Here is an 18,042-nt window from a genome sequence, read left to right as displayed (position 1 = left end):
AAACATATTTGCGAGACAGGGCACCGGTGCGGGCAAATGCCTGACCGAATTAATTGATTTTGTAGCGTCGACGCAAACCGCGCAAACCGTAGCTGATCCATGGCCAGAGCAATGCACTGACCAGTGCCGGCAAGACCAGCGCCAGCGTCGGCTGACGATTGCCGGTCAGGGCGCTGAGCCATAGTTGAACAAGCTGCGCGAGGCCGAAGATCACCAGGATCACCAGGCTCTGTTGCCACATCGGGAACATGCGCAGGCGTTGTTGCAGCGCCAGCACCAGGTACGTGATCAACGTCAGGATCAACGCGTTCTGGCCCAGCAGCGTGCCATAAAGCACGTCTTCGGCCAGGCCCAGGCACCACGCGGTGACCATCCCGACTTTCTGCGGCATGGCCAACGCCCAGAATGCCAGCAGCAAGGCCAGCCACAGCGGACGGAGGATTTCCATGAATTGCGGCAGCGGCGAAACGCTGAGCAGCATGCCGATGGCGAATGTCAGCCAGACAATCCAGCCGTTTCGGGAGGCAGTAGCACCCACCATTATTCTCGTCCCCCAGTGGTAGCCGGCGCAGAGACAGGCGGTTTGGCAGCAGGCTTCACGGCAGCGGGCGGCTTGCTGGCGGCAGGTTTCGCAGCAGCAGGATGAGTTGCCGCAGGTTTGGGCGGGGTTGTGGCAGCAGGGGCAGCCGTCGGCGCTACCGGCGTCACGGGCGCAGCAACAGCAGCCGGGACGATGGCAGGTTTCGGCACGGTCGCTGGAATGATCGGTCCACCACCGTGCTGGTCCAAGGCTTCTTGAGCCTGGGCAGCTTCGTTGGCGCGCTCTTCGGCTGTACGACCGTCGGTGAACACCAGCAGCAGGTACCGGCTACGGTTCAAGGCGGCGGTCGGCACGGCGCGCACAATAGCGAACGGCTGACCGGAATCGTGAATCACTTCCCTGACCGTCGCCACCGGGTAACCCGCCGGGAACCGCTGCCCCAGACCGGAGCTGACCAGCAGATCGCCTTCTTTAATGTCGGCGGTATCAGCCACGTGACGCAGCTCCAGGCGTTCCGGGTTGCCGGTGCCGCTGGCAATCGCCCGCAGACCGTTGCGGTTCACCTGCACCGGAATACTGTGAGTGGTGTCGGTCAGCAACAGCACACGAGAGGTGTACGGCATCAACTCGACCACCTGGCCCATCAGGCCGCGGGCATCGAGCACCGGCTGACCGAGGACCACACCGTCGCGCTCACCTTTATTGATGATGATGCGGTGGGTAAAGGGGTTAGGGTCCATGCCGATCAGCTCGGCCACTTCGACCTTCTCGTTGACCAGCGCGGAGGAGTTGAGCAACTCGCGCAGCCGAACGTTCTGCTCGGTGAGGGCGGCAAGCTTTTGCATGCGGCCCTGCAACAGCAGGTTTTCGGTTTTGAGTTTTTCGTTTTCGGCGACGAGCTCGGTACGGCTGCCAAATTGGCTGGCCACACCCTGCCATAGCCGCTGCGGCAGGTCGGTGATCCAGTAAGACTGCATCAGTACCAGCGACATTTGGCTACGCACTGGCTTGAGCAGTGTGAAGCGGGCATCGACCACCATCAGCGCGACCGATAGCACGACCAGCACCAACAAGCGCACGCCCAGTGAAGGCCCTTTGGTGAAAAGCGGTTTAATAAGCCGCTCCTCCCAGGCAAATGTTCTCTTTATTCATACGGCATCAAACCGGCCTGGATGCAGACTGACAGAAGATAAACGCCAACAGGCAGCACTGCAAAGTGCTGCCTGCGCGCTCAACAGCATAGATGCGTCGGGCGAGATCACTCGCTCGACAGCAGGTCCATGGTGTGTTTATCCATCATTTCCAATGCACGGCCACCGCCGCGAGCAACGCAGGTCAGCGGGTCTTCGGCAACGATTACCGGCAGACCGGTTTCCTGGGCCAGCAACTTGTCGAGGTCACGCAGCAAGGCGCCACCACCGGTCAGCACCAGACCACGCTCGGCGATATCGGAAGCCAGTTCCGGAGGCGATTGCTCCAGTGCACTCTTCACAGCCTGAACGATGGTGGCCAGGGACTCTTGCAGAGCTTCCAGCACTTCATTGGAGTTCAGGGTGAATGCGCGTGGAACGCCTTCGGCCAGGTTACGGCCGCGAACGTCGACTTCGCGAACTTCGCCGCCCGGGTAGGCAGTACCGATTTCCTGCTTGATGCGCTCGGCAGTGGATTCACCGATCAGGCTGCCGTAGTTGCGACGCACGTAAGTGATGATCGCTTCGTCGAAGCGGTCGCCGCCAACCCGTACGGACTCGGCGTAAACCACACCGTTCAGGGAGATCAGCGCGATTTCAGTGGTACCACCACCGATATCGACAACCATCGAGCCGCGAGCTTCTTCAACCGGCAGGCCGGCACCGATCGCAGCAGCCATTGGCTCTTCGATCAGGAACACTTCACGGGCACCGGCACCGAGGGCCGATTCACGGATGGCACGACGCTCAACCTGGGTGGATTTGCACGGAACGCAGATCAACACACGAGGGCTAGGCTGCAGGAAGCTGTTTTCGTGAACCTTGTTGATAAAGTATTGCAGCATCTTTTCGCAAACGCTGAAGTCGGCGATCACACCGTCCTTCATCGGACGAATGGCAGCAATGTTGCCCGGCGTACGGCCGAGCATGCGCTTGGCCTCGGTGCCGACAGCAACGACACTTTTCTGGTTACCGTGTGTCCGAATAGCCACAACCGAGGGCTCATTCAGGACGATACCGCGCTCGCGCACGTAAATAAGGGTGTTGGCAGTGCCCAGGTCAATGGAAAGATCGCTGGAAAACATGCCACGCAGTTTCTTGAACATGGGAAAGGGACCCTAGGCAACGCGTGGGTAAAAAAGTGCGGCAAACTCTAACAACGACAGGGATTTTGGGCAAGGCGCCAATATGTTAAATTGGCCGCTTTTCTGTGCACCAACCCCCACAATCGCGGCCTTATGACCGTAGAAATGCGGTAGTGTTCCGACAATCTAACACACGGATAGCATCCGTTCTGTTTTCCTTCCACTGGAGAATCCCATGACGCTTGAACGCTCCGACGTGGAAAAAATCGCTCATCTGGCCTGTTTGGGCCTTAATGATGCCGATCTTCCACACATCACTTCGGCCCTGAACAGCATTCTGGGGCTGGTCGACGAAATGCAGGCGGTCAATACCGACGGTATCGAACCGCTCGCCCACCCACTGGAAGCCAGCCAGCGCCTGCGTGCAGACGTCGTGACCGAGACCAATCATCGCGAGGCCTATCAGTCCATCGCACCAGCGGTCGAAAACGGCCTGTACCTGGTTCCGAAAGTCATCGACTAAAGGGAAAGAGCCTGCAATGCATCAATTGACTCTGGCCGAGATCGCCCGCGGTCTCGCCGATAAAAAGTTTTCTTCCGAAGAGCTGACCAAAACCCTGCTGGCGCGTATCGCCCAGCTCGACCCTCAGCTCAACAGTTTCATCAGCCTCACCGAAGACCTGGCGCTCCAGCAGGCGAAAGCCGCTGACGCACGCCGCGCCAATGGTGAGAGCGGCGCCCTGCTCGGTGCGCCGATCGCCCACAAAGACCTGTTCTGCACTCAAGGCATTCGCACCAGCTGCGGCTCGAAGATGCTCGACAACTTTAAAGCACCGTACGACGCCACCGTGGTCGCCAAGCTGGCCGCCGCGGGTGCCGTGACCCTGGGCAAGACCAACATGGACGAATTCGCCATGGGTTCGGCCAACGAGTCGAGCTACTACGGCGCAGTGAAAAACCCGTGGAACCTGGAACACGTGCCCGGCGGTTCGTCCGGTGGTTCGGCTGCTGCGGTTGCCGCTCGTCTGTTGCCAGCGGCGACGGGCACCGACACTGGCGGTTCGATCCGTCAGCCCGCCGCGCTGACCAACCTGACCGGCCTGAAACCGACGTACGGTCGCGTTTCGCGCTGGGGCATGATCGCTTACGCGTCCAGTCTCGATCAGGGCGGCCCATTGGCCCGCACCGCCGAAGACTGCGCCATCCTGTTGCAAGGCATGGCCGGTTTCGATCCGCAAGACTCCACCAGCATCGACGAACCCGTGCCTGACTACAGCGCCAGCCTCAACGGTTCGCTGCAAGGCCTGCGCATCGGCGTGCCGAAGGAATACTTCAGCGCCGGTCTGGACCCGCGCATCGCCGACCTGGTCATGGCCAGTGTTGAAGCGCTGAAAAAGCTCGGTGCCGTGGTCAAGGAAATCAGCCTGCCGAACATGCAGCACGCGATCCCTGCGTACTACGTGATCGCCCCGGCGGAAGCGTCTTCCAACCTGTCGCGTTTCGACGGTGTACGTTTCGGCTATCGCTGCGAAGACCCGAAAAACCTGGAAGACCTGTACAAGCGTTCCCGTGGTGAAGGCTTCGGTCCGGAAGTGCAGCGCCGGATCATGGTCGGTGCCTACGCGCTGTCGGCCGGTTACTACGACGCCTACTACCTGAAGGCGCAGAAAATTCGTCGCCTGATCAAGAACGACTTCATGGCAGCCTTCAATGAGGTCGACATCATCCTCGGCCCAACCACGCCGAACCCGGCCTGGAAGCTCGGCGCCAAGAGCAGCGACCCGGTTGCTGCGTACCTGGAAGACGTCTACACCATCACCGCCAACCTCGCTGGTCTGCCGGGCTTGTCCATGCCAGCCGGTTTTGTCGATGGCCTGCCGGTCGGCGTGCAGTTGCTCGCCCCGTATTTCCAGGAAGGTCGCCTGTTGAACGTTGCCCACCAGTATCAGCTCAACACTGACTGGCACACCCGCACCCCAACCGGCTTCTGAGGAGAAACACATGCAATGGGAAGTCGTGATCGGGCTGGAGATTCACACCCAGCTCACCACCCGGTCGAAAATCTTTTCCGGTAGCTCCACCACTTTCGGTTCCGAGCCGAACACCCAGGCCAGCCTGGTTGATCTCGGTATGCCTGGCGTATTGCCGGTGCTGAACCAGGAAGCAGTGCGCATGGCGGTGATGTTCGGTCTGGCGATTGATGCCGAGATCGGCCAGCACAACGTGTTCGCCCGTAAAAACTATTTCTACCCGGACCTGCCGAAGGGCTACCAGATCAGCCAGATGGAATTGCCGATCGTCGGCAAGGGTCACCTGGACATCGCCATGGAAGACGGCACGATCAAACGTGTCGGCGTGACTCGTGCGCATCTGGAAGAAGACGCCGGCAAAAGCCTGCACGAAGAATTCACCGGTGCCACCGGCATCGACCTGAACCGTGCCGGTACGCCGCTGCTTGAAATCGTTTCCGAGCCGGACATGCGCAGTGCCAAGGAAGCCGTGGCCTACGTCAAGACGGTCCATGCGTTGGTGCGCTACCTCGGCATCTGCGACGGCAACATGGCCGAAGGCTCGCTGCGTTGCGACTGCAACGTGTCGATCCGTCCAAAGGGCCAGGTTGAATTCGGCACGCGCTGCGAGATCAAGAACGTCAACTCGTTCCGTTTCATCGAGAAGGCGATCAACAGCGAAGTGCAACGTCAGATCGAGCTGATCGAAGATGGCGGCAAGGTGATCCAGCAGACCCGTCTGTACGATCCGAACAAGGACGAAACCCGTCCGATGCGCAGCAAAGAGGAAGCCAACGACTACCGTTACTTCCCCGATCCGGACCTGCTGCCAGTGGTCATCGAAGACTCGTTCCTCGACGACGTGCGCGCCACCCTGCCGGAACTGCCACCGCAGAAACGCGAGCGCTTCCAGGCGCAGTTCGGTCTGTCGGTCTACGACGCCAGCGTCCTGGCTACCAGCCGCGAGCAAGCCGATTACTTCGAGAAAGTCGTGAGCATCGGCGGCGACGCCAAACTGGCAGCGAACTGGGTGATGGTTGAATTGGGCAGCCTGTTGAACAAACAGGGCCTGGACATCGATCAGTCGCCGGTCTCGGCCGAGCAACTGGGCGGCATGCTGCTGCGCATTACCGACAACACCATCTCGGGCAAAATCGCCAAAGTGGTGTTTGAGGCCATGGCCAACGGCGAAGGCAGCGCGGACGAGATCATCGACAAGCGCGGCTTGAAGCAAGTGACCGACACCGGTGCGATCTCGGCAGTGTTGGACGAAATGCTCGCGGCCAATGCCGAACAAGTTGAACAGTACCGCGCGGCAGACGAAGCCAAACGCGGCAAGATGTTCGGCTTCTTCGTCGGCCAGGCCATGAAAGCCTCCAAAGGCAAGGCCAACCCGCAACAGGTCAACGAACTGCTGAAAAGCAAGCTCGAAGGCTGATGAGAATGGAGCCAGCACTCAAAACTGGCTCTGATCCCTGTGGGAGCGAGCTTGCTCGCGATAGCGTCCGGACAGTCAACTCAATGTTGAATGCCAAGCCGCTATCGCGAGCAAGCTCGCTCCCACATTTGTATGTGGAAACCTTCGAATGAAACGCTTCCTCAGTGCCTGTGCCCTGCTCTCTCTGCTGGCCGGTTGCGCCAGCACCGACACCATCGATCCTCATGGCTACGACAAGACCGGCGTGGCCTCGTATTACGGCGCCAAACACCAAGGCAAACGCACCGCCAGTGGCGAGCGTTTCAACAAGAATTCCCTGACCGCCGCCCATCGCCAGTTGCCCTTTGGCACGCGGGTGAAGGTCACCAATCTGAACAACGACAAGTCCTGTGTGGTTCGCATCAACGATCGCGGGCCGCACACCCGTGGGCGTCTGATCGATGTTTCACATGAAGCGGCCGAACAACTGGGGATGCTCAGAAGCGGCACCGCACGGGTTCGCGTGCAAGCCCTCGACGACTGATAGACGGAGCGCTGACCATTTTCGGACTTGCCGATATACCCCTGATCAGCGTGATTGAATTGCTCAGCGGCTTGCTGTTGCTGATCGCCGGCGCCGAGCTGATGGTGCGCGCGGCCGTGCGTCTCGCCGCACGCCTGCATGTACGACCGCTGATTATCGGCCTGACCATCGTCGCCCTCGGCAGCAGCGCACCGCAGATGGCGGTCAGCCTGCAAGCCACCCTGGCGCAGAACGCCGACATCGCCGTCGGCAGCGTGATCGGCAGTAGCATCTTCAACATCCTCGTCACCCTCGGGCTCTCGGCGCTGATCATCCCGCTGCGGGTTTCACGGCAACTGGTGCGCCTGGATATTCCGCTGATGATCGGCGCCAGCCTGCTGGTGTTCGTATTGGCGTGGAACGAAGAACTGACCCGCGTCGATGGCGTGCTGCTGCTGGCGGCACTGGTGCTGTATCTGGGCCTGCTGCTGCGCCAGTCACGACACTCGGTCCGTCCACAATCGACCACCCACGAAGTCCCGCAAGCGCCATGGATCAGCAGTCTGCTGATGATCGTCGTGGGTTTGGCGATGCTGGTCTACGCCGGGCACTTGCTGTTGGGCGCGGCGGTTTCGGTCGCGACCGATCTGGGATTATCGGAGCGGATCATCGGCCTGACCATCGTCGCCGTCAGCACCTCTCTGCCGGAACTGGCGACCTCGTTGATCGCCGCCTTGCGCGGTCAGCGTGACATCGCCGTGGGCAACGTGATCGGCAGCAATCTGTTCAATCTTTTGGGCGTGCTGGGCTTCACTGCGTTGATTGCGCCATCGCCGCTGTCGGTGTCGCCAAACGCCCTGGATTTTGACTTGCCGGTGATGCTCGGTGTCGCGGTGTTGTGCCTGCCGGTGTTCTATTCCGGTTACCGGGTGACCCGCGCCGAAGGTCTGATGTTTTTGGGTTTGTATCTGGCTTACGGTCTGCACGTGGTGTCGTTCACCACCGGCATGCCGCTGGCCGGCAAGCTTGAACACCTGATGCTGTTTTTTGTCCTGCCGGCGCTGATGGCGTTTTTGCTGTTCACGTCGCTGCGCGCCTGGCGTCGCCAACACCACAGTAAGGAATTGCCATGACCGATGATAAAAAGCCTGGGGTTGAAGTCCGCCGCCAAGTAATGGGCGACGCCTTCGTCGACCGCGCGCTGGGTAATGCCACCGAGTTCACGCAACCGCTGCAGGATTTCGTCAACGAGCACGCCTGGGGCGGCGTCTGGAACCGCGAAGGCTTGCCATTGAAAACCCGCAGCCTGATCACCCTCGCCGCGCTGACCGCGTTGAAGTGCCCGCAGGAATTGAAAGGTCACGTGCGCGGTGCGCTGAACAATGGCTGCACCGTGGAAGAGATTCGTGAAGCGCTGCTGCATTGCGCGGTGTATGCCGGTGTCCCGGCGGCCATCGATGCGTTTCGGGCGGCGCAGGAAGTGATCGATACCTATCAGAAGCCTGAGTAAATCCCGGCATTTTCTGGCGTCAGTGACATTGCTATCGCGAGCAGGCTCGCTCCCACAGTTGAAATGCATTCCCATGTGGGAGCGAGCCTGCTCGCGATAAGGCCCTGAAGAACACCGTAAATCCCGGGGCTAAATCCACCCGCCCCACTGCAACAGGAAGATACCGATGTTGGTGGTGACCGCCGCCATCAACGTGGTGATCACGATGATCGCTGCCGCCAGTTCATGATTGCCATTGGCCTGACGGGCCATGACAAAACTGGCCGCGGCGGTCGGGCTGCCGAAGTACAGGAACAGAATCCCCAACTCCGCACCACGAAACCCCCAGAGCCACGCCCCCAGTGTCGCCAGAATCGGCAGGCTGATCATCTTCACCAGGCTTGAACTCATCGCCATGTTGCCGCTCTTGCGCAGAGCCGCCAGTGACAGCGTGCCGCCAATGCAGATCAGCGCCAACGGCAAGGTGGTTTGCGCCAGGTATTGGCCGGACGTCTCCAGCCATCCCGGCAAGCCGATCTTGAAGTAGGCAAACGGCGCCGCCACAAACACGCTGATGATCAGCGGATTGACCATCACGCTTTTGCAGATGCTCCAGGGGTCGGACTTGATCACCGGGCTGTACACCGCCAGCACAATGGTCGAGAGCGTGTTGTAAAACAGGATGACCAACGCAGCGAGAATCGCACCGAGGGAAATCCCGTAGTCGCCGTACATGCTTGCCGCCAGCGCCAGCCCGATCACCCCGTTATTGCCGCGAAAGGCGCCCTGGGTGTAGATCCCCCGGTCTTCCCGCGGGCACTTCCAGATCGCCCAGCCCCAAGCGATGGCAAAACACACCAGCGTCGCCAGCGAGAAATAGATCAGCAGCGCCGGTTGCAGCGCGGCGTGCAGGTCGGCATGCAGGATGCCCAGAAACAGCAACGCCGGCATGGTGACGTTGAACACCAGGGCCGACGCGGTGTGGATGAAATTGTCGTTGATCCAGTCGATGCGCTTGAGCAGCACCCCCAGAAACAGCATGGCAAACACCGGCGCGGTGATGTTCAGGGTTTCGAGGAAGATAGCCAGCATGCCGGGGGTAACCTTGGGTGAGCGTCGTTAGGGGGCTAATGATAAGCCACTGGGGACATTGCCGTCTGGTAGACCGCTATCGCCGGCAAGCCGGTCTCGCTCCCACATTTGTTCAGCGTCGAACACAAAATCTGTGTACGAAGAAGATCCACTGTGGGAGCGAGCCTGCTCGCGATGAACGATAACGCGGTATCAGGTGATGGGCGCTGGGTTAAACAGGGTGATGTCGTTATGCAGCTTGTGCTTCTCAGCCCACGTCTGCTTCTTGCCGCTGGCCACGTCCAGGTAGTAGTGAAACAACTCCCAGCCAAGGTCTTCAATCGAGGCCCGCCCGGTCGCAATCCGCCCGGCATCGATGTCGATCAAATCCGGCCAACGCTGCGCCAGCTCGGTCCGGGTCGACACCTTCACCACCGGTGCCATCGCCAAACCATACGGCGTGCCACGCCCGGTAGTGAACACATGCAGGTTCATCCCCGCCGCCAATTGCAACGTCCCGCAGACAAAGTCACTGGCCGGGGTCGCACAGAAAATCAGGCCTTTGCGCTTGAACCGCTCGCCAGGGCCAAGCACCCCGTTGATCGCGCTGCTGCCGGATTTGACGATCGAGCCCAACGACTTCTCGACAATGTTCGACAACCCGCCCTTCTTGTTCCCCGGCGTGGTGTTGGCGCTGCGATCCGCTTCGCCCTTGGCCAGGTAACGGTCGTACCAGTCCATTTCCCGCACCAGCTCCTGAGCCACTTCCTCAGTTTCGGCGCGAGACGTCAGCAGGTAAATCGCGTCGCGCACTTCGGTGACTTCGGAAAACATCACCGTCGCACCCGCGCGCAATAACAGGTCCGAGGCATAACCCAGCGCCGGGTTGGCGGTGATGCCGGAAAACGCATCGCTGCCGCCGCACTGCATACCGAGAATCAGCTCGGACGCCGGCACGGTTTCCCGGCGACGTTGATCGAGCTTCTTCAAACGGATTTCGGCCAACGCCATGATCTGCTCGATCATCTCGGTGAAACCGTGACTGGAATCCTGCAAGCGGTACAACCACGGCTCGCTCAAATCCACCGAGCTGTCGTTCTCGTGCATCACCTGCCCGGCCTGCAATTTCTCGCAGCCCAGGCTGATCACCAGCGCCTCGCCACCCAGGTTCGGGTTACGCGCCAGGTTGCGCACGGTACGGATCGGGATGTACGCGTCAGTCGCGGTAATCGCCACGCCACAGCCGTAGCTGTGAGTCAGCGCGACCACGTCATCAACGTGCGGATACTTGGGCAGCAACTCGTCCTTGATGCGCTTGACCGCATGGTCCAGCACGCCGGTGACGCACTGAACAGTCGTGGTGATCCCGAGAATGTTGCGCGTACCGACGGTGCCGTCGGCGTTGCGATAACCCTCGAACGTGAAGCCTTCCAGCGGTGCCTGCGCGGCCGGCACTTCGGTGGACAGCGGCAAGCTGTCCAGCGGTGGCGCGGTGGGCATGCGCAGTTGATCTTCCTTGACCCAGCTGCCGCGCGGAATCGGCTGCAACGCGTAGCCAATGGTCTGGCCGTAACGAATCACCTGGCCACCCACGGGAATGTCTTCCAGGGTGACCTTGTGGCTCTGTGGCACGAAATCCACGGTGACCAGGCCGTCCGGAAATTCGGTGCCCGCCGGTACGCCTTGGTCATTGACCACGATCACTACGTTGTCCCGCTCGTGCAGGCGGATGTAGCGCGGCGAGTCGGAATGTTCAATCAACTGCATGACGCCGCTCCTCAGGAATGCGCTTGAGACAATTTGTTATTGGTTTCAGGACCGCTGACGGGCGGCTCCTTGAGTACCACACGTTTGATCGGACCGACGATTACCAGGTAGCTGAACACCGCGACCAGAGCGTTGCAACCGACAAACACCAGCGCCCATTTGAACGAACCGGTGGAGCTGATGATGTAGCCGATGACAATCGGGGTGGTGATCGAAGCGATGTTGCCGAACATGTTGAACAGGCCGCCACTCAAACCGGCGATCTGTTTCGGCGAAGTGTCGGACACCACCGCCCAGCCCAACGCGCCCACGCCTTTGCCGAAGAATGCCAAGGCCATGAAGCCAACGACCATCCATTCGATGTCCACGTAGTTACAGGCCACGATACTGCTGGAAACCAGCAAACCGGCAATGATCGGCGCCTTGCGGGCGAAGGTCAGGGAATGGCCTTTGCGCAGCAGGTAGTCGGAAATTACGCCGCCGAGCACACCACCAATGAAGCCGCAGATCGCCGGCAACGACGCAATGAAACCCGCCTTGAGGATGGTCATGCCGCGTTCTTGCACCAGGTACACCGGGAACCAGGTCAGGAAGAAGTAGGTGATGCCGTTGATGCAGTATTGGCCCAGATACACACCGAGCATCATGCGGTTGGTCAGCAACTGGCGGATGTAGTCCCACTTCGGTCCGTCGACCTTTTTGCCTTTGCCTTTGTCCTGGTCCATGTCGACCATGCCGCCGTTGTCGGCGATGTGTTTGAACTCGGCGTCATTGATCATCGGGTGCTGACGCGGGCTGTGGATAACCTTCAGCCAGATCCCCGAGAAGATGATGCCGATCACGCCCATGACGATAAACACGTGCTGCCAGCCGAAGCTGTAAACGATCCAGCCCATCAGCGGCGCAAACAACACCGTGGCGAAGTATTGCGCCGAGTTGAAAATCGCAGACGCCGTACCGCGTTCAGCGGTCGGGAACCAGGCCGCCACAATGCGTGCGTTGCCGGGGAAGGATGGCGCTTCGGCCAGGCCCACCAGGAAGCGCAGCATGAACAGCGCAACCACCGCCGTGGACATGCCGAACTCACCGACATAGCCCTGCAACACGGTGAACAGCGACCAGGTGAAAATGCTCAGTGCGTACACTTTTTTCGAGCCGAAACGGTCCAGCAACCAGCCACCGGGAATTTGCCCGGCCACGTAGGCCCAACCGAATGCAGAGAAGATATAACCGAGGGTGACCGCGTCGATGCCGAGGTCTTTTTGCAGGCTGGAACCCGCGATGGCAATGGTAGCCCGGTCGGCGTAGTTGATCGTCGTCACCAGAAAAAGCATGAGCAAAATCAAATAGCGGACGTGGGTCGGCTTGGTCGCTTGCATGTAGATGTACTCCCACTGATTATTTTTATGCGCGGGTGAAACTGTTGCGGTATCCGGGGATACCGCGATGTATCAGGAGCCGATGTAGCTAGTCTTCACCACGGTGTAAAACTCTTGCGCGTAGCGACCTTGCTCGCGGGACCCATAGGATGAACCTTTACGCCCACCGAATGGAACGTGGTAATCCACGCCCGCCGTCGGCAGGTTGACCATCACCATCCCGGCCTGGGAGTGGCGTTTGAAGTGGTTGGCGTACTTCAACGACGTGGTGGCGATGCCCGCCGACAGACCGAATTCGGTGTCATTGGCCATGGCCAGCGCAGCCTCGTAATCCGCGACGCGAACCACGTTGGCCACCGGGCCGAAGATCTCTTCGCGGCTGATACGCATCGCGGCTTCGCTGTCGGCAAACAGGGTTGGCGCAAGGTAGTAGCCTTCGGTATCGCAGGTCACCAAACCACCGCCGCTGACCAGACGTGCACCTTCGGACTGGCCGATGTCGATGTACTTCATGTCCTGTTCAAGCTGCGCTTGCGAGACGACCGGACCGATGTCAGTGCCGGCTTTCAGTGCGTGACCGACCTTGATCGACTTCATGCGCTCAGCCACGGCTTCGACGAACTTGTCGTGGATGCCGGCGGTGACGATGAAACGGCTAGACGCCGTGCAACGTTGGCCGGTGGAGTAGAACGCGCTCTGTACCGACAGCTCGACCGCTTGCTTGAGGTCGGCGTCGTCGAGAATGATCTGCGGGTTCTTGCCACCCATTTCCAACTGAACCTTGGCCTGGCGCGACACACAGTTGACTGCGATCTGACGACCGACACCCACGGAACCGGTGAAGCTGATGCCGTCGACTTTCGGGCTCTGCACCAGCGCATCACCCACCACACGACCGCTGCCCATCACCAGGTTGAACACGCCGGCCGGGAAGCCTGCGCGGGAGATGATTTCGGCCAGCGCCCAGGCGCAACCCGGTACCAGATCGGCCGGTTTCAACACGACGCAGTTGCCGTAGGCCAGGGCCGGGGCGATTTTCCACGCAGGGATCGCGATCGGGAAGTTCCATGGTGTGATCAGACCGACCACGCCGAGCGCTTCGCGAGTCACTTCGACGTTCACACCCGGACGTACCGACGGCAGATAGTCGCCGGACAGACGCAGGCATTCACCGGCGAAGAACTTGAAGATGTTACCGGCGCGAGTCACTTCGCCGATGGCTTCGGGCAGGGTCTTGCCCTCTTCCCGAGCCAGCAAGGTGCCGAGCTCTTCGCGGCGAGCGAGGATTTCAGTGCCGACTTTATCCAGGGAATCGTGACGCGCCTGAATGCCCGAAGTGGACCAGGCAGGGAACGCGGCGCGAGCGGCGTCGATGGCGGCGTGAACCTGAGCCAGATCAGCCTTGGCGTACTCGCCAATGGTGTCGGTCAATTCGGACGGGTTGATGTTGGTGGAGTAATCGCTACCCGCCACCCATTCACCGTCGATGTAGTTATCAAAACGCTTTGCATTTGCCACGAGATGTTCTCCTCACGCAAAAGGCCGCTGATCACTCAGCGGCCTTGTTAATCGGGTGTGTTACTGAGCACCTTGCTTGTCGATCAGCGCTGCGAGCATTTCATACTCTTCGCCCGTCAGATCGGTCAGCGGCGCACGCACAGGACCTGCGTCATAGCCGACAATTTTTGCCCCGGCCTTGACGATGCTCACCGCGTAGCCCGCTTTGCGGTTACGGATGTCCAGGTATGGCAGGAAGAAGTCGTCGATGATCTTGCCGACGGTGGCGTGATCTTCGCGGGCAATGGCGTGGTAGAAATCCATCGCGGTTTTCGGGATGAAGTTGAACACCGCCGAGGAGTAAACCGGTACGCCCAGGGCCTTGTAGGCGGCGGCGTAGACTTCGGCGGTCGGCAAACCGCCCAGGTAGCTGAAGCGATCACCGAGGCGGCGACGGATCGACACCATCAACTCGATGTCGCCCAGGCCATCCTTGTAGCCGATCAGGTTCGGGCAGCGCTCGGCCAGACGTTCCAGCAGCGGCGCGGTCAGGCGGCAGACGTTGCGGTTGTAAACCACCACGCCGATTTTCACCGATTTGCACACGGCTTCAACGTGGGCGGCAACGCCGTCCTGGCTGGCTTCGGTCAGGTAGTGCGGCAGCAGCAACAGACCTTTGGCGCCCAGACGCTCGGCTTCCTGTGCGTATTCGATGGCTTGACGAGTCGAACCGCCAACGCCGGCCAGAATCGGCACGCTGGTTTCGCAGGTGTCGACGGCAGTCTTGATGATTTCCGAATATTCGCTGGCCGCCAGAGAGAAGAACTCACCGGTGCCGCCCGCGGCGAACAATGCCGAGGCGCCGTATGGGGCCAGCCATTCGAGACGTTTGATATAGCCCGCGCGATGGAAGTCGCCCTGAGCATTGAAATCGGTAACCGGGAAAGACAGCAGACCGGAAGAGAGGATGGACTTCAGTTCTTGTGGATTCATTATTCGAACACCCTGGATAGCGACGTATGTGTGTGAGGAAACCGTTCAGCCTTCGCCGAAGTTGTAGGTCATCGTACAACTTAAATAATAACCGTCAACTGCATTTCATCGCCAACCGCAGAATTTGAGTCGGAAAGGTATTTTCTTGACGTAGGAAATTTCTCATCTATGATCCAGACAACTGTATATACATACAGTTATTTTTTGATCGTACCGACGACATATCAAGGAGATAGAAATGTCAGGTCTACACGCACAACCGAAGGAAAAACCGAAACAGGTCATCGCCGAACTGGATGATCTTTTTACCGAGCATGGCATCCCTCTGATAGGGAATAACCAACACGTGGTCTTGCAGATTGCTGATCATCACAACTCTGCGTCTGCCCTTTCCGCGTCGCTACCCACAGCCTCTGGTAAAGCCCTGAAAGGCAAGCCACAGCTGAGGTTTGAGGGTGGCGAACACACCGCCATCGGCGACAGCACCCTGCTGCGTTTCGTCAAAGATGCACCGGCTATCCCCGCTTCACAGGTGGAGCTGCACTTGCCCAATGGGCTGGCGCTGACCTATGGCCAGGTCATTGCGCTGGGGGGTGATTTCTATGGAATTCCCGATCAACCGATCAGCGAAGGCGCGACAGGCGCCGACCGAATCCAGCGGTTTACCAATGCCTTCAACTCGCTGGCCGTGCTGCCTGCTGCTAACGCTGAGGCCAAGCTGATCCTCGGCGTGATGCAAAAGGAAATTGCCGCGATCAAGCAGGCGATCAAGGACGGTAAACAACCTCACGAGGCGTATGACGCCCTCGGTGATACGTTGTCGGAAGAGTGGAACAAGATCACCGGCGGCGGCAGTGTCGTCTCGGCGCTGTTTCCATTTGGCCGCTACCTGAAACTGGCCGCCAACAATGCCGATCACTTCGCCGAATGGGCGCTGCTGGCCTATATCGCCGGGCACACCGCGGCTGTGCAACAAGCGGTGCTGGCCCACGCCAGCGGCGATGAGAAGCAGTTGGAGCTGGCCTATGCGATGAACGCTTTTGCCGATCACTACCTGACCGACCTGTTTTCCGCCGGCCACCTGCGCGTGCCGCGCAAACAATTGGCAGCGGTGGTGACACCGAGCGATCTGGGCTCGCTGATCACCCGCTTCATGCACGATGAAGACAGCAAGTTCGGGCTCAATGTGCGTAACGGCGACGGCGCTCAATGGCACGCCTATGGCGACAAGCGCTATTTCGACGCTATCGATAGCGCCAATCGCGCCCAGGTCAATCAAGCGGTCCAAGTGTCTGCGGATGAAATATTCGCCGCGTACCTCAGCGGCATCGCTCCGTCGCCCGGCAGTTTTGCAGCGTTGAAAAAGCTGCCGGATCTGCAAGCGGTACTGAGCCCGACGGGCAATTTTTCGCCACTGTTCAAGGTCGAGGGCACCAAGGTGCTGCGGCGCAAGGACGTCAACAACCTGAACGACACCGCCACCGTGGATGACTGGTGGGGCTGGAGCACTTATTTGCTGCTCAAGGATTACCAACCCACTGGCAACGTTGCCTGATAAGGAGATCGATGATGACTATCAAATTGAAACTGGAACTGGCTTCGGGCCAATCGCTGAAGGGGGCGCCGTTGGAGTTGTTGGCCAAGGGAGTGCCGATTGCCCGGGCGGTGGTTGATGAGCATGGGCATGTGGCATTCGATGCCAAGGCTGGGGCTTCTGAGTGGGCCGTGAGGGTGGATCGTTCGATTCTCAGGACCGGCTGATTCCCCGCACCTGATCGTTCCCGCGCTCTGCGTGGGAATGCAGCCCGGGACGCTCTGCGTCCCAAAGCGTGACGCGGAGCGTCACAAGAGGCATTCCCACGCAGAGCGTGGGAACGATCTACATCACAATGGCAGGTGCGGATTGACACTGACCGTTCATCGAAACTGGTATTTCTTACAGTTTCGAACGCTCTGCCTCCGAGGCTTAATCGGGCAGTCAATCACTGCATAGGCGAATACCCCATGAGCACAATCCACCGGTTTAACTTTCCTGCCAAAACCAGACATGCAGCTCTAGAGCTGCCATCAGATTTTGACCTGAATGTGAGCGTGGACAATATCGTCGAGTTTGAAACACTGCCCGGTCAGTACTGGAAAATCACCCTGAAGATATTCAAGGTGTTGCTGAACAACACCGTTGAGTATGTCGATTACAAAACGGTCAAGGTAGAAGATCCTTACCCCTAGCCGCGCTGCGCCTCTGCCTCTTCATGCGCATGGCGCAGCCGCTCCCGGCTATTCGTCAGATGCAACCGCATCGCCGCTCGGGCCGCATCCGAATCCTGACGCGCAATCGCATCGTAAATCTCTTCGTGCTCACGGCTCAGGCGATTCATGTAGTGCTGCTGGTCGTCATGGGCCAGGCGCGCGGAGTTGAGGCGCGTACGCGGAATGATGCTGGTGCCCAGGTGGGTCATGATGTCGGTGAAGTAGCGGTTGCCCGTCGCCAGGGCGATTTGCAGGTGGAACTGGAAGTCGGACGCCACCGCATCGCTGGCATGGGAAACACTTTCATTCAACGCATCCAGCGCAGCTCGCATCAATGCCAGCTGCTCGGGGCTGCGGCGTTGAGCGGCGAGGCCGGCGGACTCCACTTCGAGGCTGATGCGCAATTCCAGAATCGCCAGCACGTCACGCAGCGTGACCACGGTCGCCGGGTCGATACGGAAACCGCTCGGGCTCGGGGTGTCGAGCACGAAGGTGCCGATGCCGTGGCGGGTTTCAACCTGGCCTGCCGCCTGCAAACGGGAAATCGCTTCGCGCACCACGGTGCGGCTGACGCCATGGGCATCCATGATCGCCGACTCGGTGGGCAACTTGTCGCCACGTTTGAGGTGACCGTCGCGGATCTGCTCGGACAGCACCGTCACCAGTTCCTGAGCGAGGCTGCGGCGCTTGCGAGGGAGGCGTGGTGCGTCGATCGGGTTTTCCATGGTGAACGTCTTTCTCGAAAGTTGCGGCTGAAACCGCATCATAGCTCAACGCGGTTGTACGATCACCGTCGGGGTGAACACCATTCCCCTTGTGGGAGCGAGCCTG

The 18,042-nt window shown here is 59.7% G+C and carries 18 protein-coding genes; 9 read left to right on the top strand and 9 right to left on the bottom strand.

Features of this window, described 5'->3' with window-relative positions; genetic code table 11:
• Positions 1–49: 49 nt before the first annotated feature.
• From mreD to mreB, 3 genes are all read right to left on the bottom strand, one after another.
• Positions 50–541, bottom strand: a complete 492-nt coding sequence (mreD, locus tag AC3IUE_RS04310; protein ID WP_046045842.1) for a rod shape-determining protein MreD — start codon at positions 539–541, stop codon at positions 50–52.
• Positions 541–1,656 (bottom strand): rod shape-determining protein MreC, encoded by a 1,116-nt coding sequence (gene mreC / locus AC3IUE_RS04305; RefSeq protein ID WP_489268752.1) that lies wholly within the window; start codon positions 1,654–1,656, stop codon positions 541–543. Before mreC ends, mreD begins: the two co-directional genes overlap by 1 nt.
• Before the next feature lie 143 nt (positions 1,657–1,799).
• Entirely contained in the window at positions 1,800–2,837 is a 1,038-nt protein-coding gene (gene mreB, locus AC3IUE_RS04300; protein WP_002555108.1) for a rod shape-determining protein MreB, read from the bottom strand.
• A 214-nt stretch (positions 2,838–3,051) separates the two neighbouring features.
• Here mreB and gatC point away from each other — a divergent pair, with 214 nt between their 5' ends.
• The 6 genes from gatC to AC3IUE_RS04270 all read left to right on the top strand — a co-directional run bounded on the left by gatC (position 3,052) and on the right by AC3IUE_RS04270 (position 8,275).
• Entirely contained in the window at positions 3,052–3,339 is a 288-nt protein-coding gene (gene gatC / locus AC3IUE_RS04295; RefSeq protein WP_008026876.1) for an Asp-tRNA(Asn)/Glu-tRNA(Gln) amidotransferase subunit GatC, read from the top strand.
• A gap of 16 nt (positions 3,340–3,355) precedes the next feature.
• Positions 3,356–4,807, top strand: a complete 1,452-nt coding sequence (gene gatA, locus AC3IUE_RS04290; protein WP_489265754.1) for an Asp-tRNA(Asn)/Glu-tRNA(Gln) amidotransferase subunit GatA — start codon at positions 3,356–3,358, stop codon at positions 4,805–4,807.
• Between the two features lie 10 nt (positions 4,808–4,817).
• On the top strand, positions 4,818–6,263 hold the full coding sequence (gene gatB / locus AC3IUE_RS04285; protein ID WP_056742929.1) for an Asp-tRNA(Asn)/Glu-tRNA(Gln) amidotransferase subunit GatB: 1,446 nt from the start codon (positions 4,818–4,820) through the stop codon (positions 6,261–6,263).
• 148 nt (positions 6,264–6,411) lie between these two features.
• Positions 6,412–6,786, top strand: coding sequence for a septal ring lytic transglycosylase RlpA family protein (locus tag AC3IUE_RS04280; protein WP_489265752.1), 375 nt, complete (start codon positions 6,412–6,414; stop codon positions 6,784–6,786).
• A 50-nt stretch (positions 6,787–6,836) separates the two neighbouring features.
• Positions 6,837–7,898 (top strand): calcium/sodium antiporter, encoded by a 1,062-nt coding sequence (locus AC3IUE_RS04275; protein ID WP_489265750.1) that lies wholly within the window; start codon positions 6,837–6,839, stop codon positions 7,896–7,898.
• Entirely contained in the window at positions 7,895–8,275 is a 381-nt protein-coding gene (locus AC3IUE_RS04270) for a carboxymuconolactone decarboxylase family protein (RefSeq protein WP_008148900.1), read from the top strand. The genes AC3IUE_RS04275 and AC3IUE_RS04270 overlap by 4 nt, the downstream gene beginning before the upstream one ends.
• Positions 8,276–8,404: 129 nt before the next feature.
• Here the strand turns inward: AC3IUE_RS04270 and AC3IUE_RS04265 are convergent, their stop codons facing one another.
• The 5 genes from AC3IUE_RS04265 to kdgD form a co-directional block, all read right to left on the bottom strand.
• Positions 8,405–9,346 (bottom strand): AEC family transporter, encoded by a 942-nt coding sequence (locus AC3IUE_RS04265; RefSeq protein WP_489265749.1) that lies wholly within the window; start codon positions 9,344–9,346, stop codon positions 8,405–8,407.
• 192 nt (positions 9,347–9,538) lie between these two features.
• Complete coding sequence (gene garD, locus AC3IUE_RS04260) at positions 9,539–11,092, bottom strand: galactarate dehydratase (protein WP_461996968.1); 1,554 nt, start codon at positions 11,090–11,092, stop codon at positions 9,539–9,541.
• 11 nt (positions 11,093–11,103) lie between these two features.
• On the bottom strand, positions 11,104–12,471 hold the full coding sequence (locus AC3IUE_RS04255) for an MFS transporter (protein WP_489265747.1): 1,368 nt from the start codon (positions 12,469–12,471) through the stop codon (positions 11,104–11,106).
• A gap of 72 nt (positions 12,472–12,543) precedes the next feature.
• The gene (locus AC3IUE_RS04250) at positions 12,544–13,989 is read right to left on the bottom strand and encodes an aldehyde dehydrogenase family protein (protein WP_489265745.1); all 1,446 of its coding nucleotides are present in this window, start codon (positions 13,987–13,989) and stop codon (positions 12,544–12,546) included.
• 60 nt (positions 13,990–14,049) lie between these two features.
• Positions 14,050–14,961, bottom strand: coding sequence for a 5-dehydro-4-deoxyglucarate dehydratase (kdgD, locus tag AC3IUE_RS04245; protein ID WP_046045831.1), 912 nt, complete (start codon positions 14,959–14,961; stop codon positions 14,050–14,052).
• A gap of 238 nt (positions 14,962–15,199) precedes the next feature.
• Between kdgD and AC3IUE_RS04240 the strand changes: the two genes are divergently transcribed.
• The 3 genes from AC3IUE_RS04240 to AC3IUE_RS04230 all read left to right on the top strand — a co-directional run bounded on the left by AC3IUE_RS04240 (position 15,200) and on the right by AC3IUE_RS04230 (position 17,190).
• Entirely contained in the window at positions 15,200–16,516 is a 1,317-nt protein-coding gene (locus AC3IUE_RS04240; protein WP_489265743.1) for a phospholipase, read from the top strand.
• 14 nt (positions 16,517–16,530) lie between these two features.
• Positions 16,531–16,722: a hypothetical protein gene (locus AC3IUE_RS04235; RefSeq protein ID WP_056742915.1), complete on the top strand. Its 192-nt coding sequence runs from the start codon at positions 16,531–16,533 to the stop codon at positions 16,720–16,722.
• Between the two features lie 243 nt (positions 16,723–16,965).
• Positions 16,966–17,190 carry a hypothetical protein gene (locus AC3IUE_RS04230; protein ID WP_489265741.1) on the top strand — a complete coding sequence of 75 codons (225 nt, stop codon included), beginning with the start codon at positions 16,966–16,968 and terminating at the stop codon, positions 17,188–17,190.
• Here the strand turns inward: AC3IUE_RS04230 and AC3IUE_RS04225 are convergent.
• The gene (locus AC3IUE_RS04225; RefSeq protein WP_046045828.1) at positions 17,187–17,936 is read right to left on the bottom strand and encodes a FadR/GntR family transcriptional regulator; all 750 of its coding nucleotides are present in this window, start codon (positions 17,934–17,936) and stop codon (positions 17,187–17,189) included. The genes AC3IUE_RS04230 and AC3IUE_RS04225 overlap by 4 nt on opposite strands.
• Positions 17,937–18,042: the final 106 nt, after the last annotated feature.

It is taken from the genome of Pseudomonas sp. GL_093, assembly GCF_057837605.1.
The sequence above is the reverse complement of the archived record's forward strand: the minus strand, read 5'-3'. Positions and strand labels throughout refer to the sequence as shown.

Coding starts and splice junctions, on each gene's coding strand:
- gatA (WP_489265754.1), top strand. CDS start 3,356: ATGCATCAATTGACTCTGGCCGAGATCGCCCGCGGTCTCGCCGATAAA.
- AC3IUE_RS04225 (WP_046045828.1), bottom strand. CDS start 17,936: ATGGAAAACCCGATCGACGCACCACGCCTCCCTCGCAAGCGCCGCAGC.
- gatB (WP_056742929.1), top strand. CDS start 4,818: ATGCAATGGGAAGTCGTGATCGGGCTGGAGATTCACACCCAGCTCACC.
- kdgD (WP_046045831.1), bottom strand. CDS start 14,961: ATGAATCCACAAGAACTGAAGTCCATCCTCTCTTCCGGTCTGCTGTCT.
- AC3IUE_RS04280 (WP_489265752.1), top strand. CDS start 6,412: ATGAAACGCTTCCTCAGTGCCTGTGCCCTGCTCTCTCTGCTGGCCGGT.
- mreB (WP_002555108.1), bottom strand. CDS start 2,837: ATGTTCAAGAAACTGCGTGGCATGTTTTCCAGCGATCTTTCCATTGAC.
- AC3IUE_RS04240 (WP_489265743.1), top strand. CDS start 15,200: ATGTCAGGTCTACACGCACAACCGAAGGAAAAACCGAAACAGGTCATC.
- AC3IUE_RS04255 (WP_489265747.1), bottom strand. CDS start 12,471: ATGCAAGCGACCAAGCCGACCCACGTCCGCTATTTGATTTTGCTCATG.
- gatC (WP_008026876.1), top strand. CDS start 3,052: ATGACGCTTGAACGCTCCGACGTGGAAAAAATCGCTCATCTGGCCTGT.
- AC3IUE_RS04235 (WP_056742915.1), top strand. CDS start 16,531: ATGACTATCAAATTGAAACTGGAACTGGCTTCGGGCCAATCGCTGAAG.
- garD (WP_461996968.1), bottom strand. CDS start 11,092: ATGCAGTTGATTGAACATTCCGACTCGCCGCGCTACATCCGCCTGCAC.
- AC3IUE_RS04265 (WP_489265749.1), bottom strand. CDS start 9,346: ATGCTGGCTATCTTCCTCGAAACCCTGAACATCACCGCGCCGGTGTTT.
- AC3IUE_RS04270 (WP_008148900.1), top strand. CDS start 7,895: ATGACCGATGATAAAAAGCCTGGGGTTGAAGTCCGCCGCCAAGTAATG.
- mreD (WP_046045842.1), bottom strand. CDS start 541: ATGGTGGGTGCTACTGCCTCCCGAAACGGCTGGATTGTCTGGCTGACA.
- AC3IUE_RS04230 (WP_489265741.1), top strand. CDS start 16,966: ATGAGCACAATCCACCGGTTTAACTTTCCTGCCAAAACCAGACATGCA.